At 72.2% G+C, this 23,270-nt stretch carries 23 protein-coding genes; 15 read left to right on the top strand and 8 right to left on the bottom strand.

All coding sequences use genetic code 11. The annotated features are described in order from the left end of the window. Positions 1-2: 2 nt before the first annotated feature. On the top strand, positions 3-1,241 hold the full coding sequence (locus ACFW9Z_RS29960) for a hypothetical protein (protein ID WP_384645718.1): 1,239 nt from the start codon (positions 3-5) through the stop codon (positions 1,239-1,241). A gap of 54 nt (positions 1,242-1,295) precedes the next feature. Here the strand turns inward: ACFW9Z_RS29960 and ACFW9Z_RS29965 are convergent, their stop codons facing one another. Further along, positions 1,296-2,624, bottom strand: coding sequence for a glycosyltransferase 87 family protein (locus tag ACFW9Z_RS29965; RefSeq protein ID WP_384645781.1), 1,329 nt, complete (start codon positions 2,622-2,624; stop codon positions 1,296-1,298). Positions 2,625-2,724: 100 nt separating this feature from the next. On the opposite strand from ACFW9Z_RS29965, the gene ACFW9Z_RS29970 reads away from it, so the two are divergent. After that, positions 2,725-3,867 carry a glycosyltransferase family 4 protein gene (locus ACFW9Z_RS29970; protein WP_384645719.1) on the top strand — a complete coding sequence of 381 codons (1,143 nt, stop codon included), beginning with the start codon at positions 2,725-2,727 and terminating at the stop codon, positions 3,865-3,867. 158 nt (positions 3,868-4,025) lie between these two features. Here ACFW9Z_RS29970 and ACFW9Z_RS29975 read toward each other — a convergent pair whose 3' ends face one another. Next, positions 4,026-5,822, bottom strand: a complete 1,797-nt coding sequence (locus ACFW9Z_RS29975; RefSeq protein WP_384645720.1) for an AMP-dependent synthetase/ligase — start codon at positions 5,820-5,822, stop codon at positions 4,026-4,028. Between the two features lie 279 nt (positions 5,823-6,101). Between ACFW9Z_RS29975 and ACFW9Z_RS29980 the strand changes: the two genes are divergently transcribed. From ACFW9Z_RS29980 to ACFW9Z_RS30005, 6 genes are all read left to right on the top strand, one after another. Continuing rightward, positions 6,102-6,911 carry a metallophosphoesterase gene (locus ACFW9Z_RS29980; protein ID WP_384645721.1) on the top strand — a complete coding sequence of 270 codons (810 nt, stop codon included), beginning with the start codon at positions 6,102-6,104 and terminating at the stop codon, positions 6,909-6,911. A 109-nt stretch (positions 6,912-7,020) separates the two neighbouring features. Beyond that, positions 7,021-7,470, top strand: coding sequence for an SRPBCC family protein (locus ACFW9Z_RS29985; protein ID WP_384645723.1), 450 nt, complete (start codon positions 7,021-7,023; stop codon positions 7,468-7,470). Between the two features lie 5 nt (positions 7,471-7,475). Beyond that, a complete protein-coding gene (locus ACFW9Z_RS29990) occupies positions 7,476-8,669 on the top strand; it encodes an ArsA family ATPase (protein WP_384645725.1) in 1,194 nt (397 codons plus the stop codon). Between the two features lie 96 nt (positions 8,670-8,765). Beyond that, positions 8,766-9,254 (top strand): DUF5304 domain-containing protein, encoded by a 489-nt coding sequence (locus ACFW9Z_RS29995; RefSeq protein ID WP_384645726.1) that lies wholly within the window; start codon positions 8,766-8,768, stop codon positions 9,252-9,254. 145 nt (positions 9,255-9,399) lie between these two features. Continuing rightward, positions 9,400-10,341 carry an ROK family glucokinase gene (locus ACFW9Z_RS30000; RefSeq protein WP_384645727.1) on the top strand — a complete coding sequence of 314 codons (942 nt, stop codon included), beginning with the start codon at positions 9,400-9,402 and terminating at the stop codon, positions 10,339-10,341. A gap of 88 nt (positions 10,342-10,429) precedes the next feature. Then, positions 10,430-11,248, top strand: coding sequence for an endonuclease/exonuclease/phosphatase family protein (locus ACFW9Z_RS30005; RefSeq protein ID WP_384645728.1), 819 nt, complete (start codon positions 10,430-10,432; stop codon positions 11,246-11,248). Here the strand turns inward: ACFW9Z_RS30005 and ACFW9Z_RS30010 are convergent. Next, positions 11,215-11,952 carry a hypothetical protein gene (locus ACFW9Z_RS30010; protein ID WP_384645729.1) on the bottom strand — a complete coding sequence of 246 codons (738 nt, stop codon included), beginning with the start codon at positions 11,950-11,952 and terminating at the stop codon, positions 11,215-11,217. The two genes, ACFW9Z_RS30005 and ACFW9Z_RS30010, sit on opposite strands and share 34 nt — an antisense overlap. Next, entirely contained in the window at positions 11,945-12,724 is a 780-nt protein-coding gene (locus ACFW9Z_RS30015) for an alpha/beta hydrolase (RefSeq protein WP_384645730.1), read from the bottom strand. Before ACFW9Z_RS30015 ends, ACFW9Z_RS30010 begins: the two co-directional genes overlap by 8 nt. A 227-nt stretch (positions 12,725-12,951) precedes the next feature. Between ACFW9Z_RS30015 and ACFW9Z_RS30020 the strand changes: the two genes are divergently transcribed. The 4 genes from ACFW9Z_RS30020 to ACFW9Z_RS30035 all read left to right on the top strand — a co-directional run bounded on the left by ACFW9Z_RS30020 (position 12,952) and on the right by ACFW9Z_RS30035 (position 16,893). Continuing rightward, positions 12,952-13,731, top strand: coding sequence for a lysophospholipid acyltransferase family protein (locus ACFW9Z_RS30020; RefSeq protein ID WP_384645731.1), 780 nt, complete (start codon positions 12,952-12,954; stop codon positions 13,729-13,731). 31 nt (positions 13,732-13,762) lie between these two features. Beyond that, the gene (gene macS / locus ACFW9Z_RS30025) at positions 13,763-15,001 is read left to right on the top strand and encodes a MacS family sensor histidine kinase (protein ID WP_384645733.1); all 1,239 of its coding nucleotides are present in this window, start codon (positions 13,763-13,765) and stop codon (positions 14,999-15,001) included. Between the two features lie 125 nt (positions 15,002-15,126). Then, positions 15,127-15,771 (top strand): response regulator, encoded by a 645-nt coding sequence (locus tag ACFW9Z_RS30030; protein ID WP_384645782.1) that lies wholly within the window; start codon positions 15,127-15,129, stop codon positions 15,769-15,771. Between the two features lie 126 nt (positions 15,772-15,897). Further along, positions 15,898-16,893, top strand: coding sequence for a 2-hydroxyacid dehydrogenase (locus ACFW9Z_RS30035; protein WP_384645734.1), 996 nt, complete (start codon positions 15,898-15,900; stop codon positions 16,891-16,893). Between the two features lie 75 nt (positions 16,894-16,968). Here the strand turns inward: ACFW9Z_RS30035 and ACFW9Z_RS30040 are convergent, their stop codons facing one another. Together ACFW9Z_RS30040 and ACFW9Z_RS30045 are read right to left on the bottom strand one after the other, a co-directional pair. Beyond that, positions 16,969-18,918: an anthranilate synthase family protein gene (locus ACFW9Z_RS30040; protein WP_384645735.1), complete on the bottom strand. Its 1,950-nt coding sequence runs from the start codon at positions 18,916-18,918 to the stop codon at positions 16,969-16,971. Positions 18,919-19,065: 147 nt separating this feature from the next. After that, positions 19,066-19,134, bottom strand: coding sequence for a trp operon leader peptide (locus ACFW9Z_RS30045; protein ID WP_106973636.1), 69 nt, complete (start codon positions 19,132-19,134; stop codon positions 19,066-19,068). Positions 19,135-19,236: 102 nt separating this feature from the next. Between ACFW9Z_RS30045 and ACFW9Z_RS30050 the strand changes: the two genes are divergently transcribed. After that, positions 19,237-20,583: a class II 3-deoxy-7-phosphoheptulonate synthase gene (locus ACFW9Z_RS30050; RefSeq protein WP_384645736.1), complete on the top strand. Its 1,347-nt coding sequence runs from the start codon at positions 19,237-19,239 to the stop codon at positions 20,581-20,583. Positions 20,584-20,753: 170 nt separating this feature from the next. Then, on the top strand, positions 20,754-21,023 hold the full coding sequence (locus ACFW9Z_RS30055) for a bacterioferritin-associated ferredoxin (protein ID WP_384645737.1): 270 nt from the start codon (positions 20,754-20,756) through the stop codon (positions 21,021-21,023). A gap of 59 nt (positions 21,024-21,082) precedes the next feature. On the opposite strand, the gene bfr is transcribed toward ACFW9Z_RS30055, so the two are convergent. Next, positions 21,083-21,562 carry a bacterioferritin gene (gene bfr / locus ACFW9Z_RS30060; RefSeq protein WP_384645738.1) on the bottom strand — a complete coding sequence of 160 codons (480 nt, stop codon included), beginning with the start codon at positions 21,560-21,562 and terminating at the stop codon, positions 21,083-21,085. A 163-nt stretch (positions 21,563-21,725) separates the two neighbouring features. On the opposite strand from bfr, the gene ACFW9Z_RS30065 reads away from it, so the two are divergent. Then, the gene (locus tag ACFW9Z_RS30065) at positions 21,726-22,358 is read left to right on the top strand and encodes a sulfite oxidase-like oxidoreductase (RefSeq protein WP_384645739.1); all 633 of its coding nucleotides are present in this window, start codon (positions 21,726-21,728) and stop codon (positions 22,356-22,358) included. Positions 22,359-22,384: 26 nt separating this feature from the next. Here the strand turns inward: ACFW9Z_RS30065 and ACFW9Z_RS30070 are convergent, their stop codons facing one another. Further along, a complete protein-coding gene (locus ACFW9Z_RS30070) occupies positions 22,385-23,269 on the bottom strand; it encodes a deoxyribonuclease IV (RefSeq protein WP_384645740.1) in 885 nt (294 codons plus the stop codon). Position 23,270: the final 1 nt, after the last annotated feature.

The following is a 23,270-nucleotide window of genomic DNA, read 5'->3' on the forward strand; positions in this document are numbered from 1 at the left end:
GTGTGCGCGGGGGACGCCCCCGGTTCCCCCGGCGTGCGGCGGTGATCGTGCTCGCCGCCCTGCTGACCACCGCCTCCGCCTGTGCCGCCCCGGCCGAGGCCGACACCTCCCTCACCGTCCGCGAGATCGACGCCACCCTGGAGCGCCGCGCCGCCGCCGTCCTCGCCCGGGACCCGGCGGGCTACCTCGACGCCCTCGCCCCCGACGCCCGGAAGCTGCGGGCCGCCCAGCGCACGGAGCTCGCCAACCTCGCCGACGTACCGCTGGAGTCCTGGACGTACGAGGTGAAGGGCGAGCCCGAACAGGACGGCGACTGGGCCACCGCCGAGGTCGAGCTGAGCTACCGGATCGACGGGTACGACACCGCTCCCGTCGCCACCCGCCGCACCCTGGAGCTGATGCGGGACGGCGAGCGGTGGCACATCACCGCCGACCGGCCCGCCAAGGGCGCCTCCGACCAGCTCTGGACCCAGGGGGCGGTGGCGGTCGTCCGGGGCGCCCACAGCATCGTCCTGGGCGTCGGACGGCCCCAGGAGGAGCTGCGCCGGGTCGCGGACACCGTGGACCTCGCGGTACCGGCCGTCTCCGACGCCTGGCCGGGGGAGTGGGCGCGCCGGGTGGTCGTCCTCGTCCCGGACTCCGTGCGGTCCATGGCGGACCTCCTGGGCTCCCCGGAGACCAGCTACCGGGGCATCGCCGCCGTCACCACCGGAGAGGCCGGTGCCACCGGGGAGCGCCCGGCCATCGCGGACCGGGTGATCGTCAACCCGCAGGCGTACGCCACCCTCGGCAGCTTCGGCCAGCGGGTCGTCCTGACCCATGAGACGACCCATGTCGCCACCCGGACCAGCACCTCCACGGCCACCCCGGTCTGGCTCTCCGAGGGCTTCGCCGACTGGGCCGCCTACCGGGCGGAGGACCGCGACCCCGACCTCATCGCCCCCGACCTGGCAGGCGCGGTCCGCGGCGGGGACGTACCCGACGGACTCCCCGTCGACAAGGACTTCGGCTTCGACGGCGACCCGGACAAGCTCGCGCGGGCCTACGAGAGCGCCTGGATGGCCTGCGAGCTCATCGCGAGCCGGTGGGGCCAGGAGAAGCTGACCGCCTTCTACGCGGCCGTGGGGGCCCATCCGGAGCGGGACGGGGCGGTCGAGCAGGCGATGGACGCGGTGCTCGGCACGACCCCCGAGGAGTTCACCGCCGACTGGCGCGCCTACCTGAGCGCCCGGCTCGGCTGACCTGCCCGAGTACCGGGGCTCGGCCGACCTCCCCGAGTACCCGGCTCGGCCGACCTACCTCAGTGCCCGGCTCGGCTGATTCCCGTGAACCGGCTGCGGCCCCGCCGCTTGCCCGGAGCGTGCCCCCGGCACCGTCTCCCGCCACAGCCGCCGCGCGGCGATCACCGAGGCCGCCACCAGCAGACCGTTCCGTACGAACAGGAGCCCCACGCCCCACGCGTCGCTCGCCACCACCTCGGCGAAGCAGAAGGGGAACTCCAGCACCGTCACCCCGGCCGCCACCAGCACCAGCACGGCGGGCCGCACCATCCCGCCGTCCCGGAACGCCAGGCAGACCGCCGCGAGCCCGACCAGCCACACCACGTACTGCGGGCTGATCACCCGGCTCGTCGTGGTGAACAGCAGCACCGCCGTGAACGCGGCCTGCGCCGGGGTGTGGGCCGCGAAGTCACGGGCCCGCAGCCGCCACACCAGCAGCCAGCCCAGCGCCGCCACGGCCAGCCCCAGCGCCAGCGTCGAGACCAGCTCCACGTGCGGCCCGAGGAACTCCATCGAGCCGTACCGCAGCTCCACCCGCCCCTCCCAGCCGAACTGCCGCCACACATGGAAGACCAGCGCCCCCAGCGACTCGATCTCCGTGCCCCGGTCCCGCTGGAAGGCCAGGAACGCGTACGCCCCCGGCATCCACAGCGCGAAGCCCACCGCGAGCCCGGCCGCCGTCAGCGCCGCCGCCGACCAGGCCGCCCGGGTCGGCCGCCCCCGCCGGACCCCCACCAGCACCAGCGCGGGCCACGCCTTCAGCAGCGCCCCGAACGCGGCCAGCGCCCCCAGCACCTTCGGGTGGCGCACCCCCGCCAGCAGCGCCGCCACCGCCACCGCCGTCACCATCAGGTCGTAGCGGGCGTACACGGTCGGCCCCAGCAGCGGCACCCCCACGACCCACACCCACGCCCCCGCCGCCCTTATCCCCGGCCGCCGCCCCGCGTACAGCAGCAGCCCCAGCACCAGGGCGTCGCAGAGCAGGACGAGAACATAAAAGGCGCTCGCGTAAGCGAAGAAGGGCAGCAGGGCGGGGGAGAGGATGGCGAGGGCGGCGCCCGGCGGGTACTGCCAGGTGACGTCGTCCAGCGGGTAGGTGCCGGTGAGCAGCGTCTCGTACCAGCCCCGGTAGATCACCGACACATCCACCGTGACATCGAGGCCGCCCAGGGTGAACACCCCGAACACCCAGAGCAGCAGCGCCGCCCGGGTCAGCGCCCAGACCGCGCACGGCAGGAGTCCGTACGGGAGGGATCCGTACGGGAAGGATCCGTACGGCAGCAGTCCGTACGGGAGGAGTCCCGCGCCCCTGGATGGTCGCCCCGCCATCGCCGCCGCCCTCATCGCCTCGGGGGCCGTCTCCGGCCCGGGGTCCGGCGGCCCATGATGCCGGGGGGTGAGGGCGGCGGCCGTGAAGCGCGGCCGTTCGGTACTGTCAGCCGCGATGGACAAGACCCTGATCGTGACCAACGACTTCCCGCCCCGCCCCGGTGGCATCCAGGCGTTCCTGCACAACATGGCGCTGCGCCTGGACCCCGACCGGGTCGTCGTCTACGCCTCCACCTGGAAGCGCGGCGAGGAGGGCGCGGCGGCCACCGCCGCCTTCGACGCCGAGCAGCCGTTCACCGTGGTCCGCGACCGTACGACGATGCTGCTGCCGACCCCGCGCGTCACCCGGCGGGCCACCGCCCTGCTGCGCGAACACGGCTGCACCTCCGTCTGGTTCGGCGCCGCCGCCCCGCTCGGCCTGATGGCCCCGGCGCTGCGCCGCGCGGGCGCGAAGCGGCTCGTCGCCACCACCCACGGGCACGAGGCCGGGTGGGCCCAGCTGCCCGCCTCCCGGCAACTGCTGCGCCGGATCGGGGAGGGCACGGACACGATCACCTATCTGGGTGAGTACACCCGCTCCCGGATCGCCGCCGCCCTCACCCCGGACGCGGCCGCCCGCATGGTGCAACTGCCGCCGGGCGTCGACGAGAAGACCTTCCACCCGGCGTCCGGCGGCGACCGCGTCCGCGCCCATCTCGGGCTCTCCGACCGCCCGGTGGTCGTCTGCGTCTCGCGCCTGGTGCCGCGCAAGGGCCAGGACACGCTGATCCTGGCCATGCCCGCGATCCTCGCGCAGATCCCGGACGCGGTGCTGCTGATCGTCGGCGGCGGCCCGTACGCCAAGGACCTGGAGCGGCTCGCGGTGGAGACCGGGGTGGCGGACTCGGTGCGGTTCACCGGGCCGGTGCCGTGGGCGGAGCTGCCCGCGCACTACGGGGCCGGGGACGTCTTCGCCATGCCGTGCCGGACCCGGCGGCGGGGGCTCGACGTGGAGGGGCTCGGGATCGTCTACCTGGAGGCGTCGGCGACCGGGCTGCCGGTGGTGGCCGGGGACTCGGGCGGCGCCCCGGACGCGGTGCTCGACGGCGAGACCGGGTGGGTGGTGCGCGGGGGCAGCGCCGAGGAGTCGGCGGAGCGGATCCTGACGCTGCTGGGGGACGCGGAGCTGCGGCAGCGGATGGGGGAGCGGGGCCGCGCCTGGGTCGAGGAGAAGTGGCGCTGGGACCTGCTCGCGGAGAAGCTGAAGACCCTGCTGTGAGTACGCGGTGGCGGGCCGGGACGTGAAGCCTTGCCGCCCGCCGCGGCCGTACGGCGTTGTGCGTACGGAGAAGGGGCCCGCGCTCTCGACGGCGCGGGCCCCTTCTCCGTACGCGTAACGGCTGTCACGCGCGACAGATCTCGTACGCGTAACACCGCTCACGCGCGGTAGATCGACTCCACCTCGTCCGCGAAGTCCTTCGCCACCACGTTCCGCTTCAGCTTCAGCGACGGGGTGATGTGGCCCGCCTCCTCGGTGAACTGGGCGGGCAGGATCCGGAACTTGCGTACGGACTCGGCCTTGGAGACCGCCGCGTTGCCGTCGTCCACCGCCCGCTGCACCTCGGCCAGCAGCTCCGCGTCCTCGCGCAGCGACAGGGCCGTCGAACCGGCCGGCTTGCCGTGCTCCTCGGCCCAGCGGCCCAGGAACTCCTCGTCCAGGGTGACCAGCGCGCCGATGAACGGGCGGCCGTCGCCGACCACCATGCACTCGGCGACCAGGGCATGGGCGCGGATGCGGTCCTCGATCACCGCGGGGGCCACGTTCTTGCCGCCCGCCGTGACGATGATCTCCTTCTTGCGGCCGGTGATCGCGAGGTAGCCGTCCTCGTCGAGCGTGCCGATGTCCCCGGTGTGGAACCAGCCGTCGGCCAGCGCCTCGGCGGAGGCCGACTCGTTCTTCCAGTACCCGGTGAACAGGTGCTCGCCGTGGAGCAGCACCTCGCCGTCGTCCGCGATCCGGACCACCGAGCCGGGCAGCGGCTGGCCGACCGTACCGATCTTCTGCCGGTCCCACGGGTTGAAGGCGGTGGCCGCACAGCTCTCGGTCAGTCCGTAGCCCTCCAGGACCGTGAAGCCGATGCCCCGGTAGAAGTGGCCGAGCCGCTCGCCCAGCGGGGCGCCGCCGGAGATCGCGAACTCGCCCTTGCCGCCCAGGACGTTGCGCAGCTTCCCGAAGACCAGCTTGTCGAAGAGCTTGTGCTTCAGTTTCAGCCCGAGCGAGGGGCCCTGCGGGGTGGACAGCGCCCGGCTGTAGGCGATCGCCGTGTCGGCGGCCCGGTCGAAGATCTTGCCCTTGCCGTCCGCCTGCGCCTTGGCGCGGGCCGCGTTGTAGACCTTCTCGAAGACCCGGGGGACCCCGAGGATCAGCGTCGGCCGGAACGAGGCCAGCTCATCGGTGAGGTTCTTGATGTCGGGGACGCAGCCGAGCCTGATCGGGGCCATCACCGAGGCCACCTCGACCATCCGGCCGAAGACGTGCGCGGCGGGCAGGAACAGCAGCACCGAGCACTCGCCCGTACGGAACAGGGGCTTCAGCCGCTCCACCACGTTGCCGCACTCCGCGAAGAAGCTGCGGTGGGTGAGCACACAGCCCTTGGGGCGGCCCGTGGTGCCGGAGGTGTAGACGATGGTCGCCGGGTCGTCCGCCTTGGCGCTGACCATCCGCGCGTCCATGGTCTCGTCCGAGACCTCGGCGCCCGCCTCGACCAGGGCCTGCACCGCGCCCGCGTCGATCTGCCAGACGTGCGCGAGACCCGCCAGCCCCTCCCGTACGGAGGCCACCGAGGCCGCGTGCGCGTCGCTCTCCACGATCACCGCCACCGCCCCGGAGTCGGCGAGGATCCACTGCACCTGCTCGGCGGAGCTGGTCTCGTACACCGGTACGGTCACCGCGCCCGCGCTCCAGATCGCGAAGTCCAGCAGCACCCACTCGAACCGGGTGCGGGACATCAGGGCGACCCGGTCGCCGGGCTCCACGCCCGAAGCGATCAGCCCTTTGGCGGCGGCTCTCACCTCGGCCAGGAACTGGGTGGCGCTGACATCGCTCCAGGCACCGGCCACCTTGCGGCTCATCACCGCGACGTCGGGATGCTGAGCGGCGTTGCGGCGGATGAGATCCGTCAGATTCCCGTCCGTCGGGACCTCGTACAGGGCCGGAAGGCTGAACTCGCGCAAGACTGCTGCTCCTCATCGGGCTCCGGTGCCACGGCTCTGTGTGACGCACCGGCTGCGGTCCAAGAATGGCGGGTGCTCAGCGGGGTGAGCACGACTGGACTGCCCGGACGTTACCCATCGGTACCAGGTTCCCGATAGGGGGTTCCGGCCAGATGTCTTATGCATCACACAGATAAATGGCCCTTTCGCGCACAGTAGTCCACCGCCGCGACGACTCGGAAGTAACCGCAGGTCCGGCCGGTCTACCCCGTCGACGGCCGCCGCTCTAGGGTGATCCGCATGCGAGGCAGCGAAACGGCCGGGCCTGCGGCGGGCGCACGGCGCTCCACCCGGATCCACGTGGTCAGCGACGTGCACGGCAACACCGAGGCCCTGGCCAGGGCCGGGGACGGCGCCGACGCCCTGATCTGCCTCGGTGACCTGGTGCTCTTCCTGGACTACGCCGACCACTCGCGCGGCATCTTCCCCGCCCTCTTCGGCCAGGAGAACGCCACCCGCATCGTCGAGCTGCGCACCGCCCGCCGCTACGAGGAGGCCCGCGCCTTCGGCCGCGAGCTGTGGCAGGGCCGCGACCGCAACACCGAGATCATCGGCGCGGTGCGCAAGCAGTACGCCGAGCTCTTCGCCGCCTTCCCCACCCCGACGTACGCCACCTACGGCAACGTCGACGTCCCCCGTCTCTGGCCCGAGTACGTCCACCCCGGCACCACCGTGCTGGACGGCGAGCGGGTGGAGATCGGCGGCCGGGTCTTCGGCTTCGTCGGCGGCGGGCTCAGGACCCCGATGAACACGCCGTACGAGATCAGCGACGAGGAGTACGCGGCCAAGGTCGAGGCGCTCGGCCCGGTCGACGTGCTCTGCTCGCACATCCCGCCCGAGGTCCCCGAGCTGACGTACGACACCGTCGCCCGCCGCTTCGAACGCGGCTCCACCGCCCTGCTGGAAGCCATCCGCACCACCCGCCCCCGGTACGCGCTTTTCGGCCATGTTCACCAGCCGTTGGTCCGCCGGATGCGGATCGGCACCACCGAGTGCGTCAACGTCGGCCACTTCGCCTCCACCGGGACGCCCTGGGCGCTGACCTGGTGACCGGAAGGGCCCGGGGCGTGGACCGGAGCGCGGCGGGCACGCGATAGCCTGCACAGCGGCAGGCTTCTGCCGAACGCGACCGGTTACACCGCACTGGAGGGCCACGGCGATGGCTGAACACACCAGCTCGAGCATCACGATCGAGGCGGCACCGGCCGACGTCATGAGCGTGATCGCCGACTTCGCCCGCTACCCGGAGTGGACCGGCGAGGTCAAGGAGGCCGAGGTGCTGGCCACCGACGACCAGGGCCGCGCCGAGCAGGTCCGCCTCGTCCTGGACGCCGGAGCCATCAAGGACGACCACGTCCTGGAGTACACCTGGCTGGGCGACAAGGAAGTCAGCTGGACCCTCGTCAAGTCCCAGATGCTGCGCTCCCTGGACGGCACGTACGCGCTGGCCCCGATGGCCGGCGGAGTGCGCACCGAGGTCACCTACAAGCTCGCCGTCGACGTCAAGATCCCGCTCCTCGGCATGATCAAGCGCAAGGCCGAAAAGGTCATCATCGACCGCGCGCTCGCCGGTCTCAAGAAGCGCGTCGAGTCCATCCCGCAGGGCTGAGCGCCATGCGTACGGTCCTGGTCACCGGCCCCGGCGGCGCGGGCCGTACCACCCTCGCCGCGGCGAGCGCCCTGGCCGCCGCCGCGAGCGGCAGCCGCACCCTCCTGGTCTCCGCCGAGTCCATACCCGGCTTCCCGGACGGTACGGAACCCACCGGGGTCACCGACCGGCTCGACCACGCCCGTATCGACTCCGGCGAGCACTTCCGGGCCGAACTCACCGAGCTCCAGCAGCGCGCCTCCGGCCTTCTGGACCTGGTCGGGGCCGGGCGCCTGGACGGCGAGGAGCTGACCGAGCTCCCCGGCTCCCCGCAGCTCGCCCTCCTGCACACCCTGCACCGCGCCGCCGCCGGAGACTGGTCCACCGCCGGTTACGACACCCTCGTCGTGGACCTCCCGCCGCTCACCGAAGCCCTCGCGCTGCTGGCCCTGCCCGAGCAGCTCCGCCGCTATCTGCGCCGGCTGCTCCCCGCCGAACGCCAGGCCGCCCGCGCCCTGCGCCCGGTCCTCGCCCAGCTCGCCGGGGTCCCGATGCCCGCGCAGTGGCTGTACGAGGCCGCCGCCCGCAAGGACGAGGAGCTGGCCGCCGTCCAGGCCCTGGTCGAGGACCGCGCCACCACGCTCCGCCTGGTCGCCCAGCCCGGACCCGCCGCCGCGGACGCCCTGCGCACCGCCCGCACCGGCCTCGCCCTGCACGGGCTCCGCGCCGACCTGCTGGTGGCCTCCCGCGTCCTGCCCCGCCACTCCTCGGACCCCTGGTTCGCGGATCTCGCCGCCCAGCAGGAGAAGTGCCTGGGCCACTGGCACGAGGAGTGGGCCCCGGAGATCCCGGTCCACGAGGCCGCCCACCTGGGGCACGACCCCCGTACCGCCGACGACCTGGCCGCGCTCGCCGTCCCCGCGCCGGACGAGCGCGAGGCGGGCCGGGCGGAGGACCCGTGGTGGATCGAGGGGGAGCCGGGGGAGAGCGGCACTCCGGCCGAGCTGACCTGGTGCCTGCCGCTGCCCGGCGCGGCCAAGGAGGACCTGCGCCTGGTCCGCCGGGGCGAGGAACTGCTCCTGACCGTGGGCCCGTTCCACCGGATCGTCAAGGTCGCCTCGGCCCTGCGCCGCTGCACGGTCTCCGGCGCGGCCCTGACCGAGGGCGTCCTGCGGGTCCGCTTCACCCCGGACCCGGCGCTCTGGCCGCGTACCTCCTGAACGGTCTGCGGCCATTCGGGTAACGTCGGTGGTACGCGTTACGAGCCCCGCCGGCCCGCCGCCGGCGGCCGGCACCCCGCCTCGCAGGAGTCCGCCATGAGTGAAGCCACCGATCGTCCCGTCGACGGCGACGCGTGGGCCGACGCCTGCGCCGAGGACCTCGCCGCCGAGAAGGCCCGCCGCCGCGCGCAGTACGGCCCGCAGCCCGGCTCCGCCGCCGAGGAGCTGCGCAAGCTGGTCGACGCGGTCGCCGACAAGGTCTCCTCGCTCCAGTCCCCGCTGCTCGGCGTCGCCGCCCAAGGCGCGGTGCAGCAGGCCATCCGGCAGGCCAAGGCCGCCGTTGAACCGGTCATCGAACGCAACCCTCAGGTCTTCGACCACCTCGCCGCCGCGGGCAACGAGCTGCTGGCCGCCTACCGCTCGGCGGTGGAGGGTCAGGAGAGCCGCTGGACCCGCACCGCCGCCGACCCCTCGGCGAAGCCCGCCGGGAAGGCCGCCGACGACCCGTCCGACCCGCGTGACGAGGGCCGTGGCGGGGGCCGCGACGAGGGCCCATCGGGCACCGAACGCATCGACCTGGACTGACCGGACACGACGGCCTGCACCGGGCCGGACGCAACCGCCTGTACCGGCCGGAAGCAACGGCCGGGACCGACCGGTCCCGGGCCGGGCGGGGCCGCGCCTCGGGTACGGTTGCCCCTAGCGGGGCTCGACCGAAACTGAGGGATTCATGGGACTCACCATCGGCGTCGATATCGGCGGCACGAAGATCGCGGCTGGAGTGGTCGACGAAGAGGGCCGGATCCTCTCGACGTTCAAGGTGGCGACGCCCCCGACGGCCGAAGGCATCGTCGACGCGATCTGCGCGGCGGTGGCCGGGGCGAGCGAGGGACACGAGGTGGAGGCCGTCGGCATCGGTGCCGCCGGTTACGTCGACGACAAGCGCGCCACCGTCCTGTTCGCGCCCAACATCGACTGGCGCCACGAGCCGCTCAAGGACAAGGTCGAGCAGCGCGTCGGCCTGCCCGTCGTCGTCGAGAACGACGCCAACGCGGCGGCCTGGGGCGAGTACCGCTTCGGCGCCGGCCAGGGCCACGACGACGTCATCTGCATCACGCTCGGCACCGGCCTCGGCGGCGGCATCATCATCGGCAACAAGCTGCGGCGCGGACGCTTCGGCGTGGCCGCCGAGTTCGGTCACATCCGGGTCGTCCCGGACGGTCTGCTCTGCGGCTGCGGCAGCCAGGGCTGCTGGGAGCAGTACGCCTCCGGCCGCGCGCTCGTCCGGTACGCGAAGCAGCGCGCCAACGCCACCCCCGAGAACGCCGTCGTCCTGCTGGGCCTCGGCGACGGCACGGTGGAGGGCATCGAGGGCAAGCACATCAGCGAGGCCGCCCGGCAGGGCGACCCGGTCGCGGTCGACTCGTTCCGCGAGCTGGCCCGCTGGGCCGGAGCCGGACTGGCCGACCTGGCCTCGCTGTTCGACCCGTCCGCGTTCATCGTCGGCGGCGGTGTCTCGGACGAGGGGGAGCTGGTCCTCGACCCGATCCGCAAGTCGTTCCGGCGCTGGCTGATCGGCGGCGAATGGCGCCCGCACGCCCAGGTGCTCGCCGCCCAACTCGGCGGCAAGGCAGGGCTCGTGGGCGCGGCCGACCTGGCCCGTCAGGGCTGAGCGACCCGGTCGGAGCCGAGCACGACGCATCAGGCGCCCGCCGCCGCCCTCCGGGGCAGCGGCGGGCGTCCGCCGTATCGTGGCCCCCATGGTCCTGACGCCGCTGCCCGACCCCCGTACCGGGCCGGACGGTTCAGCCGTGGTCCGCGTGCTGAGCTACAACGTCCGCTCCCTGCGCGACGACACCGCGGCCCTGGCCCGGGTCATCCGCGCCTGCGCCCCCGATCTCGTCCTCGTCCAGGAGGCGCCGCGCTTCTTCCGCTGGCGCAAGGCGGCCGCCCGGCTGGCGAGGGACAGCGGCCTCGTGGTCCTCGGCGGCGGCGCCCCGGCCGCCGGACCGCTGCTGCTCTGCTCGCTGCGCGTCGCCGTCGAGCGCACCGAGGACGTCCTGCTGCCGCTCACCCCGGGGCTGCACCGCCGGGGCCTCGCCACCGCCGTCGTCAGGATCGGCGGGGCCCGGCTCGGGGTGCTGAGCTGCCATCTGAGCCTCCAGCGGGAGGAGCGCGTCGCCCAGGCCGGGATGGTGCTGGAGCGGCTGGGAGCGATGGGCGTCGAGCACGCCGTGGCGGGCGGCGACCTCAACGACGTACCGACCGGGAAGGCGTTCACGCACCTGGCCGGGCGGCTTCAGGACTGCCGGGCCGCCGCCCCGTGGGGCGGCGAGCTGACGTTCCCGCCGGACAAGCCCCGTAAACGCATCGACGCGGTGTTCGCGACCCAGGGCATCGAGGTGCTCGGCTGCGGTGTGCCCGCCGGGCTGCCCGGGGTGACCGACACGGACCTGAGGGCGGCCACCGACCATCTGCCGGTCCTGGCCGCCCTCAGAGTCCCCGCAGGTCACACGGCCGCGCCCCGCCCCGGCCGACCGGGCGGCTACACCACCGCGCCGCGCCCCGGGTCGCCGTAGGTGTCGTCATCGTCGTCGTGCGGCATCCGCGCCACCAGGGTGACGAAGCCGCCGAGGAAGCCGCCGATGCAGAGCGTGGTGAGCCACCACGTCATCTCCCACTGGAAGAGCACCGCCAGCAGCATCAGGACCGGCCCGCCGATCACCGCGAGCCAGGCGAACTTCGCCGTGACGTCGGCCTCCGGCAGCGGCGGCGGCTCCGGGGGCACGAAGTGGCCCTCCTCGCCCTCGTCCGGGACGTCGATGCCGTCGTCCTTGGACTCGGGCAGCTCGTAGTCCCGGGGCCCGGCGACACCGGGCGCGAAGACGACGGAGCTGCCGAGCGGCTTCTTCTCCGGCGGCTTGGGGGGCGTCTTGCCCGACCCCTTGTCCGCCGGGTCCCCGGCCCGGCCGTTGTCCGGCCCCACCACGTTGCGCTGGTCGTCCTCCAGCAGGGCGAGGTCCTCGACCGACTTGAAGGGCTTGGCCCCCGGCGGGTCCGGCGGCTCCTCCCCGTACCCCGCGACGATCGCGGCCCAGGCCGCGTCCTCGTCGATCACCGGCTCCTCGTCCGGCCGCTTCTCCGGCTTCTCCGGTCCGGCCCCTTCCGGGACAGCACCCTCCGGGACAGCCGCCTTCGTCCCCTCAGGGACGGCCGCGCTCTCCGTGGGGCGCGGTTCGCGCTCCTCGTCGCTGCCTGTGCGTTCCGCGTCGTGCTCAGCCACCGGACGTGCTCCCCTTCTTCCCGACGTTCGGTGCGAGACGGCCGATGAACCGGTAGCTCTCATCGAAGATCCGCTCCGCATCATGGTCCAACGTCGCGACGTGGTAGCTCTGTTCCAGCAGGATCTCCGAGACGTCCGTGGAGGAGATCCGGCTCAGGATCCGCGCGCTGTCCGCGGGCGGTACGACATGGTCCTGCGGGCTGTGCAGCAGCACCACCGGCTGGGTCACCTGGGGCAGCTCGCCGTCGACCAGCTTGAAGAACTTCCGCACCGAGTGGGCGCAGTGCAGCGGCACCCGGTCGTAGCCCACCTCGTGCGAACCGGGGAGCGCGATGTCGTCGGCCAGCCCCTTCGTCGTACGCACCAGATGGCGCGCGACCGGCAGCGCGTAGGCGGAGAGGCCGTGCACCTTGTTGGCCGGGTTGACCAGCACCAGACCACTGATCGCGTCCCCGTGCTTGGCCGCGAGCCGCAGGCTCAGCGCACCGCCCATGGAGAGCCCGAAGACGAAGACCCGCTCGCACTTCTCGCGCAGCACCCGCAGCTCGCGGTCCACCTCCGCGTACCAGTCCTGCCAGCCGGTGACCGCCATGTCCTCCCAGCGGGTCCCGTGGCCCGGCAGCAGCGGCAGCGAGACGGTCAGCCCGCGCTCGGCGAGGTAGTCGGCCCAGGGGCGCAGCGACTGCGGCGAGCCGGTGAAGCCATGACAGAGGAGGACGCCGACCTCTCCGCCCTCGTGGCGGAACGGCTCGGCTCCAGGGAGGACCGGCACCGGGGTCTCCTGTTCGTGAGGTGAGGCGGGGGCGGGGCGCGCAGCGGGGGCGTGCTTGACGGATGACTTCACCGTACGCGACCGGACCGACACCGACCAGGGCCGTCACGGCCCCCGCACCCGGCCCCGTACGGCCCGTCGGCAGCGGGCCACGGCCTGTGCCGGGCCCGAGGGGGGAGCAGGGCACAGGTTAAGGTCTGACCGACAGCACACAGGAGGCACCACAGTTGATCTACGGCGCAATGAAGTTCTCCATCGGCGGGTCCCTGAAGCTCGCCTTCCGGCCGTGGGTGGAGGGTCTGGAGAACATCCCCGAGCGGGGGCCGGCGATCCTCGCGAGCAACCACCTCTCCTTCTCCGACTCGTTCTTCCTCCCCGCTGTCCTGGACCGCAAGGTCACGTTCATCGCCAAGGCCGAGTACTTCACGGCCCCCGGAGTGAAGGGCAGGCTCACCGCCGCCTTCTTCAAGGGCGTCGGCCAGCTCCCCGTGGACCGCTCCGGAGCGCGCGGCGCCGGTGAGGCCGCCATCAAGGCGGGCATCCAGGTCGTCGAGAGCGGCGGCCTCTTCGGGATCTACCCCGAGGGCACCCGCTCGCCCGACGGCCGCCTCTACCGGGGCAAGCCCGGCGGTCTGGCCCGGGTGGCGCTGGCCACCGGCGCCCCCGTCATCCCGGTCGCGATGATCGACACCGAGAAGATCCAGCCGCCCGGCCAGGTGGTGCCCAAGCTGATGCGCCCCGGCATCCGGATCGGCAAGCCGCTGGACTTCAGCCGCTACCAGGGCATGGACGGCGACCGCTTCATCCTGCGCTCGGTGACCGACGAGGTCATGTACGAGATCATGAAGCTTTCCGGCCAGGAGTACGTCGACATCTACGCCACCGCCGCCAAGCGCCAGATCGCCGACGAGGCGAAGGCCAGGGCGGAGGAGGCCAAGCGCGACCGGAAGCAGCAGGCACAGGCAGGGACGGGCGACGAGAGCGGAACGGAACGGTCCGGCGCGTAACCGCGTCGTTCACCGTCCGGGGGGTGGGTTCATGGCCAAGCGTGTGCGGGTCGTACGGATGTCGGTCGAGCAGCCGCTGTGGCGGGCGCTGACCGGCTACCGCGTGCTGACCATGGTCTACGCGGTGGTGCTGGCCGTCTTCGGCCGGGAGAAGTTCGAGCGGCCCTGGGTGGCCTTCGCCTACCTCGCGTTCCTCTTCGTGTGGACGCTCGCCACCCTGCCCAAGGTCCGCTCGGCGGCGAGCTGCACCAAGCGCTTCCTCGGCGCGGACCTGGTGGTCGCGCTGACCGGGATCATGCTCACCCCGCTCGCCGACATCCACTCCCAGACCTTCGACGGGCCGACGCTCCCCTCGATCTGGACGGCCGGGGCGGTCCTCGCCTTCGCGATCAAGGGCGGCTGGCGGTGGGCGGCCTTCGCCTCCACCTTCGTCGCCGCCGCCAACATCATCCAGCGCGGCGACCCCAGCCGGGACACCTACCACAACGTCCTGCTGGTCTGGGTCGCCTCCATCGCCATCGGTTACGTCGTCGAGGTCGCCCGGGCCAGTGAGCGCACCCTGGCCCGCGCCCTGGAGATCGAGGCCGCCACCCGCGAACGGGAACGGCTCGCCCGCGACATCCACGACAGCGTCCTCCAGGTCCTCGCCATGGTGCAGCGCCGGGGCACCGCGATCGGCGGTGAGGCGGCCGAGCTGGGCCGGATGGCCGGGGAGCAGGAGGTCGCCCTGCGCACCCTGGTCTCCAGCGGACTGGTGCCGCCCACCCGGGTCTCCGAGGACGCGGCGGAGGGGGCCGTCGTCCGCACGGTCGACGTGGACGAGGAGCCTTCCGCCGAGGACGGGGTCACCTGCGATCTGCGCGCCCTGCTCGCCCCGCACGCCGGCTCCCGTACCAGCTTCGCGGAGCCCGGCGCTCCGGTCCTCCTGCCGGCGGCGGCCGCCCGCGAGCTGGCCGCCGCTGTCAGTGCCGCCCTGGACAATGTGAGGGTGCACGCCGGAGACCGGGCCCAGGCGTGGATCCTGGTCGAGGACGAGCCCGGCGAGGTGATCGTCACCGTCCGGGACGACGGCCCCGGCATCCCTGAGGGCCGCCTCGCCCAGGCGGAGGGGGAGGGGCGGATGGGAGTCGCGCTCTCCATCCGCGGCCGGCTGCGCGATCTCGGCGGCACGGCCGAGGTGATCTCGGTGCCGGGACAGGGCACCGAGGTCGAGTTGAAGGTCCCGAAAGCACTGAAGGTTTCCCGGGGGAAGGCAGGAACGGCCCGATGAGTACGCAGAACGCACCACAGGACGCAGGGCAGGACACCGCACCACAGGACGCACGGCAGGACAACGCACCACAGGACGCGCCGAAGCAGGACGGCACGGAGGCCGCCGGCCGGCCCATCCGGGTCATGGTCGTCGACGATCACCCGATGTGGCGCGACGCGGTCGCCCGCGACCTGGCCGAGTCCGGCTTCGACGTCGTCGCGACCGCCGGGGACGGCCCGCAGGCGGTCCGCCGGGCCGGAGCCGCCCAGCCGGACGTCCTCGTCCTGGACCTGAACCTCCCCGGCATGCCCGGCGTCCAGGTCTGCAAGGAGCTCGTCGGCTCCCACCCGGGCCTGCGCGTCCTGGTCCTCTCCGCCAGCGGCGAGCACGCCGACGTCCTGGAGGCGGTGAAGTCCGGGGCCACCGGCTATCTGCTGAAGTCCGCCTCCACCCAGGAGCTGACCGAGGCCGTCCGCTCCACCGCCGACGGCGACCCGGTCTTCACCCCGGGCCTCGCGGGCCTGGTCCTCGGCGAGTACCGCAGGCTCGCCTCCGACCCCGTACCCGCCGCGCCGGACGAGCCCAAGGCCCCGCAGCTCACCGACCGGGAGACCGAGGTGCTGCGGCTGGTCGCCAAGGGGCTCTCGTACAAGCAGATCGCCGAACGCCTGGTCATCTCGCACCGCACGGTCCAGAACCATGTGCAGAACACCCTCGGCAAGCTCCAGTTGCACAACCGGGTGGAGCTCGTGCGGTACGCGATCGAGCGCGGCCTCGACGACATCTGACCGGACGGACCGACCGGGACCTCCGAGGGGGCCGTCCGGCCCCTGCGCGCCCGGGGGCAGCGCCGTATATTCGCGATATCCGGCCCTGCCCCCGTCCCGCGTACCGACACAGATCGGAAGAACCCCGTGGAAATCCTGGCCTTCGGTGTGCAGTCCGACGAAAAGCCCCTGATCGAGAAGGCCTTCCAGGGGCTGCACGAGGTCCGCTGCCTGGACGTCTTCCTCAACCGCGACACCGCCCCCATCGCGGCGGGGTACGAGATCATCTCCACCAGCGTCAACGCCGACCTGGACGCCAAGGTCCTCCAGACCCTGGCCGCCGGCGGCACGCAGATGATCGCCCAGCGCTCCACCGGCTTCAACAACATCGACCTGGAGGTGGCCGAGCGGCTCGCCCTGCGCGTCGCCCGGGTCTCGTACTACTCGCCGTACTCGGTCGCCGAGTTCGCCTGGACCCTGGCCATGGCGGTGAACCGGCGGGTCATCCGGGCCGCGAGCCGCACCCGCGACTTCGACTTCCGCCTGGACGGGCTGCTCGGCCGGGACATGCACGGCCGGACCGTCGGCGTGGTCGGCACCGGCAAGATCGGTGAGGCGTTCACCCGGATCGCCCACGGCTTCGGGATGAAGCTGCTCGGCTGGGACGTCGTGGAGAACCCGGCCTGCCTGGAGCTGGGCATGGAGTACGTGGAGAAGGAGCGCCTCTTCGCCGAGGCCGACCTGATCAGCCTCCACGTCCCGCTGCTGCCCGCCACCCACCACATCATCAACGAGGCCGCCCTGAAGTCGATGAAGGACGACGCGATCCTCGTCAACTCCAGCCGGGGCGGCCTCATCGACACCGCCGCCCTGGTCACCGAGTTGCGCGCCGGGCGCTTCCTCGGGGTCGGACTCGACGTGTACGAGGCGGAGGCCGGGCTCTTCTTCCTGGACAAGTCCCTGGAGGGCGTCGACGACGACACCCTGGCCCGACTGGTCACCTTCCCCAACGTCATCGTCACCTCGCACCAGGCGTACTACACCGAGGACGCGGTGGGCCAGATCATCGACGCGACGGTGCAGAACGTCACCGACTACCTGGCCCGCCGCCCCAGCGAGAACGTGCTCGTACCGAGAACGTGAGCCTGGCCGCTCAGCCCGGCACCGGCAGCCCCGAAGATGTGAGGCCGGGGACGGACGCGGCACGGCCTCCCGGACTCAGCCCGGCACCGGCAGCCCCGCCAGTAGCTCCGTCACGATCGCCGCCCCGCACACGGTCAGCACCGACTCCGGGTGGAACTGCACCGAGGCGAAGCCGGGCCCGCGCAGCGCGTGCAGCTCACCGCTCTCCTCATCCCGGCTCACCTCGATCCCGTGCGCGGCCAGCTCGACGGCGGCCGGGGCGTCGCAGCGGGCGGTGAAGCTGTTGTAGAAGCCGACCGTCTCCGGCCGCCCGAACAGCTCGATCCGGGTCTGCGCCCCCTGGTACGGCTCCGCCTTGCGTACGATCTCCAGGCCCAGCTCCGCCGCGATCAGCTCGTGCCCCAGGCAGACGCCCAGCAGCCCGTACCGGTGCTCCCGTACCAGCCCGGCCGCCAGCTCCCGCAGCAGCCGCATCTTCGGGTCCGTGAGATCGCCCGGATTACCGGGGCCGGGGCCCAGCACCACGGGCCCCTCGTGCGCCCGGACCACCTCGCGCAGCCCCGGCTCGTCGTACCGCCGCACCGAGACATCGAGCCCCGAGGAGCGCAGCAGGTGTGCCAGCATCGCGGTGAACGTGTCCTCCCCGTCCACCACCAGCGCGTGTCCGGCCAGCTCCTCGGTGCGCTCCTGCATCCGCAGCCAGAACGGGGCCAGCGAGCCGCGCCGGTCGTCCAGTGCCGCCTGCACCCGGGGGTCGGCCGCCAGCCGGGGACGGTCCGCCTCCGCCTCCGGCCGCCCCGGCCGCACCCCCAGCGCCGCCAGCACCCCGGCCGCCTTGGCATGCGTCTCGGCGACCTCGCTCTCCGGGTCCGAATGGCGTACGAGGGTGGCGCCGACCGGCACCTTGAGCGAACCGTCGGGGGCGATGTCGGCGGTCCGGATCAGGATCGGCGAGTCCAGCGTCTGCGCCCCGTTCGCGTCCCGGCCCAGCAGGGCCAGCGCGCCCGCGTAGTAGCCGCGCCCGCCCCTCTCGTACCGCTCGATCACCCGGCAGGCGTTCTGTACCGGGGAGCCGGTGACGGTGGCCGCGAACATGGTCTCGCGCAGGACCTCCCGTACATCCAGCGAGGACCGTCCCCGCAGCTCGTACTCCGTGTGGGCGAGGTGGGCCATCTCCTTGAGCCGGGGCCCGACCACCACCCCGCCCCGGTCGCCCACCGTGCACATCATCTTCAGCTCCTCGTCGACCACCATGGACAGCTCCTCGCTCTCCTTGCGGTCCCCGAGGAAGGCGAGCAGGCTTGTCGCGCTGGGTCCCTCGGCCGGGTAGCGGTAGGTTCCGCTGATCGGGTTCATCACGACCGTCCCGCCGGACATCCGTACGTGGACCTCAGGGCTGGCCCCCACCAGCGTCCGCCCACCCGTCGCCCGCCGCCGCCCCGAACCGGGGGTCCCTTCGGTCCCGCTGCCTCCTGTGTGGACGACGAACGTCCAGTACGCGCCCCGCTCGCCCGCGAGGAGCCGCCGGAACAGCGCCAGCGCGTCCGCCCGCCCGAACCCCGGGATCGCGCCCCGGAACGTCCGCCGGATCACGAAGTTCGCGCCCTCGCCCTGGCCGATCTCGTCCCGGATCACCCGCCGGACGATCTCCGCGTACTCCCCGTCCGCCACATCGAAGCCCCGGTCCTCCACCGTCACGTCATGGGCGGGCAGCGCGGCCAGCACCTCCGCGAGCTCCAGCTCATGGCTCTCCTCCGCGACCAGCACACTCAGCGGCGTGCCGTCGTCGTGGACGTCGAAGCCGCGCTCGGCGATCTGCCGGAACGGCACCAGAGCCAGCGCCGGCCGCTCGCCCACCGGCAGATCGGCCAGCCGCTCCACCTCCCGCACCTCGCCGATCAGCACCTCCACGTGATCGTGGTCACGGCCGGGCGTACGCCGGCGCAGCAGGGCGAACGGCGGGGCGTCCCCGGCCAGCAGCCGGCGGACGACATCGGGGGCGGGGCGGGACGGGTTACGGGACATGGGAGCGGGTTCCTTCCGGACGGCCCGTACGGGGTCGCGTACGGGGTTCACGGGATTCCACGGGGTTCACCGGGGAGGGGAACGGCTCCCAAAACGCAGGAAGGCCGCCCCTCGGGCGGCCTTCGCGAAGTGTGTCAGCGCGATGAGTCAGCGGGCCGCCGGATGAGCGGTCCACCACCAGTTCTGGATCGAGAGCTGGATCTGTTGCGTCGACATGCCGCGACCTTATCGGACGGACCCGGCACCGGAGCGCGTGTCTCAACTATTGAGCGAACGGATGGACGGCCCCCGCGACCCCGTAATGTTGTCCCCGTGACCGTGAACGCCAATACCTCCGCCGCCGGTGGCAACACCTGGCGAGACCTTCCCGCGGCGCAGCAGCCCGAGTACCCCGACTCCGAGGCCCTGCGCGATGTACTCGCGGACCTCGCGTCGTATCCGCCGCTCGTCTTCGCGGGCGAGTGCGACCAGCTGCGCGCCCGCCTGGGAGCCGTCGCCAAGGGCGAGGCGTTCCTGCTGCAGGGCGGCGACTGCGCCGAGGCCTTCGACGCCGTGTCCGCCGAGCACATCCGGGCCAAGCTGAAGACGCTGCTCCAGATGAGCGCCGTCCTGACCTACGCGGCCTCCGTGCCCGTCGTGAAGGTCGGCCGGATCGCGGGCCAGTACTCCAAGCCGCGCTCCAAGTCGACCGAGACCCGCGACGGCATCACCCTGCCGACCTACCGGGGCGACTCGGTGAACGGCTTCGCCTTCACCGAGGAGGCCCGGATCCCGGACCCCGCCCGGCTGAAGCAGATGTACCACGCGTCCTCCTCGACGCTGAACCTGGTGCGCGCCTTCACCACCGGCGGCTACGCCGACCTGCGCCAGGTGCACGCCTGGAACCAGGACTTCGTGAAGTCGTCCCCCTCCGGCCAGCGCTACGAGGCCCTGGCCCGCGAGATCGACAACGCGCTGAACTTCATGAAGGCGTGCGGCACCGACCCGGCCGAGTTCAAGGCGGTCGAGTTCTACGCCTCGCACGAGGCGCTGCTGCTGGACTACGAGTCGGCGCTGACCCGTACGGACTCGCGTACCGGCGAGCTGTACGACACCTCCGGCCACATGGTCTGGATCGGTGAGCGCACCCGCCAGATGGACGGCGCGCACATCGAGTTCGCCTCGAAGGTCCGCAACCCGATCGGCATCAAGCTCGGCCCGACGACCACCGTGGACGAGGCGCTCGGCTACGTCGACCGCCTGGACCCGGACCGCGAGCCCGGCCGGCTGACCTTCATCGTCCGCATGGGCGCCGACAAGGTCCGCGACAAGCTCCCCGAGCTGGTCGAGAAGGTCACCGCGTCCGGCGCCACCGTGGCGTGGGTGACCGACCCGATGCACGGCAACACCTTCGAGGCCGCGTCCGGCCACAAGACGCGCCGCTTCGACGACGTCCTGGACGAGGTCAAGGGCTTCTTCGAGGTCCACAAGGGCCTCGGCACCCACCCGGGCGGCATTCACGTAGAGCTGACCGGCGACGACGTCACCGAGTGCGTGGGCGGCGGCGACGAGATCTTCGTGGACGACCTCCACCAGCGCTACGAGACGGCCTGCGACCCCCGGCTCAACCGCAGCCAGTCGCTCGACCTGGCCTTCCTGGTCGCCGAGATGTACCGCGACCAGTAGTCGGGACGCATTCCCGCCAGTCGCACCTGTGGGGCACGGATCCATGTGATCCGTGCCCCACAGTCCGTTCCAGGACTTTTGCGCGCCTCGCCGGGCGGGTAAGGTTAGGTTAGCCTCACCGACGAAGACGGGGACGGCACCAGCGACCGGCCCGCAGGGAGGTGAACCGCATGTACGTCTGTTCCTGCTTCGGCATCACCGAGGCGCAGGTCAAGAAGCATGCGGACGCCGGGGCCTGCACGCCCCGCCAGATCGCCTCGGCCTGCAAGGCGGGCACGGACTGCGGCGGCTGTGTCCGCCGGATCCAGGCCCTGCTGGGGCGCGACTGCTCGCGCCGAGACCTCGTGGGCCAGCAGCGGGAGCCCGCGACGGTGGCTGTCGGCCACCCGATGGCCATGCCGGTGGCGGCCCAGGACGTCCGTCTCCCCGACGCCGCCTGACCCTTCGCCTGACCCTTCCTTTTCCAGCCCGTTCAGCGGACTGTCGGCTCAGCGCACGGTCAGCTCTCCGGCTGCTCGATGAGCTGCGCGATGTAGAGCGGTTCACCGAGCTTCTCCACCAGCTCCAGCTGGGTGTCGAGGTAGTCGATGTGGTGCTCCTCGTCCGCCAGGATGGACTCGAAGATGTTCGCCGAGGTGATGTCCCCCTTGGCGCGCATCACCTCGATCCCGCGCTTGAGGCGGTCGATCGCCTCCACCTCGACCTGTCGGTCCGCCTGGAACATCTCGGTGACCGTCTGGCCCACCCGGACGTGGAAGAGCCGCTGGTAGTTGGGCAGCCCGTCCAGGAACAGGATCCGGTCGGTGAGGATCTCGGCGTGCTTCATCTCGTCGAAGGACTCGGCCCGGGTGTACTTGGCGAGCTTGGTCCAGCCGAAGTTGTCCTGCATTTTCGCATGCAGGAAGTACTGGTTGATAGCGGTCAGTTCGGCGGTCAGCTGCTCATTGAGGAATTCAATGACCTCGGGGTCGCCCTGCATCGCAGAGGCTCCTTCCACACGTGATCGACAAGGTGGCCGCATCCTCGCACCGCGTCCACCGGCCGTCCAGTAAGTGCACGCTTAGTACGAGTTGACCCCCTGGGGGTCCCATAGGGGTCTGCCCTGGTCATGACCACCCCTGCCTGTCTGTCACCATGGAGGCATGGGTCAGCCGGAAAGCCGGGAATACCGCGAATCAGAGCAGTCCGAGCTTCCGCCGGGACAGCGACTGCAGCGCGGATGGCCGGTCACCCACTACGGGCCCGTTCCCAAGTTCAAACCCGAGCGCTGGGAGTTCCGGGTCTTCGGGGCCACCGCCGACGGCGACAAGCACTGCTGGAACCACCAGGACTTCTCGGCGCTGCCGTTCTCCTCGGTCGTCGCCGATCTGCACTGCGTGACGAAGTTCAGCATGATCGGCGCCGAATGGGGCGGGGTCCTCGCCCGTACGGTGCTCGACCTGGCACCGCCCGGCCCCGATGTCACCCATGTGATGGTGTGGGCCGAGTACGGCTTCTCCTCGAACCTGCGCCTGGACGACTTCGCCGCCGAGCGCACCCTCTTCGCCACCCACAAGGACGGCGAGCTCCTCACCGCCGAGCACGGCTTCCCGCTGCGCCTCGTCGTGCCGCACCTGTACGCCTGGAAGGGTCCGAAATGGGTCCGGGGCATCGAGTACATGACGGCCGACCGGCGCGGATTCTGGGAGGAGCGGGGCTACCACAACATCGGTGACCCGTGGCGCGAGCAGCGCTATTCGTACCAGGAGGAGCCGGGCGAGGGCCCCGAGCTGTAGAAGGCTCTCTGCTGTAGAAGGGCTCTCTAAGGGGTGCCCCGCAGCTCCTTCAACCGGGCCACGTCCGCCGCGTGCCCCTCCTTGCCGCCGGGCGTCTCGATGACCAGCGGTACGCCCTCGGTCGCCGGGTGCGCGAACAGCTCCCGGAACGGCTCCGCGCCGATGTGACCCGCGCCGATGTTCTCGTGCCGGTCCTTGTGGGCGCCCACGACGTCCTTGGAGTCATTGGCGTGGATCAGCTTCAGCCGCCCCTCACCGACCGTCTCCACCAGCAGGTCGAGCGTCTGCCGCATCCCCGTGGGGCCGGTCAGGTCGTGGCCCGCCGCGTAGATGTGGCAGGTGTCCAGGCAGATGCCCAGCTTCGGGTGGGCGTCCAGCGCCTCGAAGTACGGCCCGAAGTCCCACGTACGGGAGCAGAGCGAGGAGCCCTGGCCCGCCGTGGACTCCAGCAGCAGATACGGGTCGTCGTCGTGGGTCAGCTCGTCCAGCAGCGGCCGCATGTGCTCCCGCACCTGGGCCAGCGCCTCCGAGCGGGGCCGCCCGCCCGTCGCCGAGCCGGTGTGCACCACCACGCCCAGCGCGCCGATCTCGCGGGCCCGGCGCAGTGAGTGGCGCAGGGAGTCCACGGACTTCTCGACCGTCGCCTCGGTGTGCGAGCCGAAGTTGATCAGATATGGGGCGTGGACGTACGCCGGTATCGAGGCCGCCGCGCACTCCGAGCGGAACAGCTCGTCCTGGGCCGGGTTCCCGGTGGGCGTCGCCCAGCCGCGCGGGTTGGCGACGAAGACCTGTACGGCCTCGGCCGCCAGCTCACGGGCGTACTCCAGGCCGACCTTGGCGAGGCCGCCGGCCACCGGGACGTGACCACCCACGGGGTTGCGCGGAGGAGTTCCGGCTTCCGGGTTACGCATG

This window comes from Streptomyces sp. NPDC059452, from assembly GCF_042750035.1.
In the GTDB taxonomy this organism is placed as follows: domain Bacteria; phylum Actinomycetota; class Actinomycetes; order Streptomycetales; family Streptomycetaceae; genus Streptomyces.

Bases quoted from the DNA above. Each gene is read 5' to 3' on its own strand.
- ACFW9Z_RS29965 (WP_384645781.1), bottom strand. From the start codon at position 2,624: ATGAGGGCGGCGGCGATGGCGGGGCGACCATCCAGGGGCGCGGGACTC.
- ACFW9Z_RS29970 (WP_384645719.1), top strand. From the start codon at position 2,725: ATGGACAAGACCCTGATCGTGACCAACGACTTCCCGCCCCGCCCCGGT.
- ACFW9Z_RS29980 (WP_384645721.1), top strand. From the start codon at position 6,102: ATGCGAGGCAGCGAAACGGCCGGGCCTGCGGCGGGCGCACGGCGCTCC.
- ACFW9Z_RS29985 (WP_384645723.1), top strand. From the start codon at position 7,021: ATGGCTGAACACACCAGCTCGAGCATCACGATCGAGGCGGCACCGGCC.
- ACFW9Z_RS29990 (WP_384645725.1), top strand. From the start codon at position 7,476: ATGCGTACGGTCCTGGTCACCGGCCCCGGCGGCGCGGGCCGTACCACC.
- ACFW9Z_RS29995 (WP_384645726.1), top strand. From the start codon at position 8,766: ATGAGTGAAGCCACCGATCGTCCCGTCGACGGCGACGCGTGGGCCGAC.
- ACFW9Z_RS30000 (WP_384645727.1), top strand. From the start codon at position 9,400: ATGGGACTCACCATCGGCGTCGATATCGGCGGCACGAAGATCGCGGCT.
- ACFW9Z_RS30005 (WP_384645728.1), top strand. From the start codon at position 10,430: ATGGTCCTGACGCCGCTGCCCGACCCCCGTACCGGGCCGGACGGTTCA.
- macS (WP_384645733.1), top strand. From the start codon at position 13,763: ATGGCCAAGCGTGTGCGGGTCGTACGGATGTCGGTCGAGCAGCCGCTG.
- ACFW9Z_RS30030 (WP_384645782.1), top strand. From the start codon at position 15,127: ATGGTCGTCGACGATCACCCGATGTGGCGCGACGCGGTCGCCCGCGAC.
- ACFW9Z_RS30040 (WP_384645735.1), bottom strand. From the start codon at position 18,918: ATGTCCCGTAACCCGTCCCGCCCCGCCCCCGATGTCGTCCGCCGGCTG.
- ACFW9Z_RS30055 (WP_384645737.1), top strand. From the start codon at position 20,754: ATGTACGTCTGTTCCTGCTTCGGCATCACCGAGGCGCAGGTCAAGAAG.
- bfr (WP_384645738.1), bottom strand. From the start codon at position 21,562: ATGCAGGGCGACCCCGAGGTCATTGAATTCCTCAATGAGCAGCTGACC.
- ACFW9Z_RS30065 (WP_384645739.1), top strand. From the start codon at position 21,726: ATGGGTCAGCCGGAAAGCCGGGAATACCGCGAATCAGAGCAGTCCGAG.
- ACFW9Z_RS30070 (WP_384645740.1), bottom strand. From the start codon at position 23,269: ATGCGTAACCCGGAAGCCGGAACTCCTCCGCGCAACCCCGTGGGTGGT.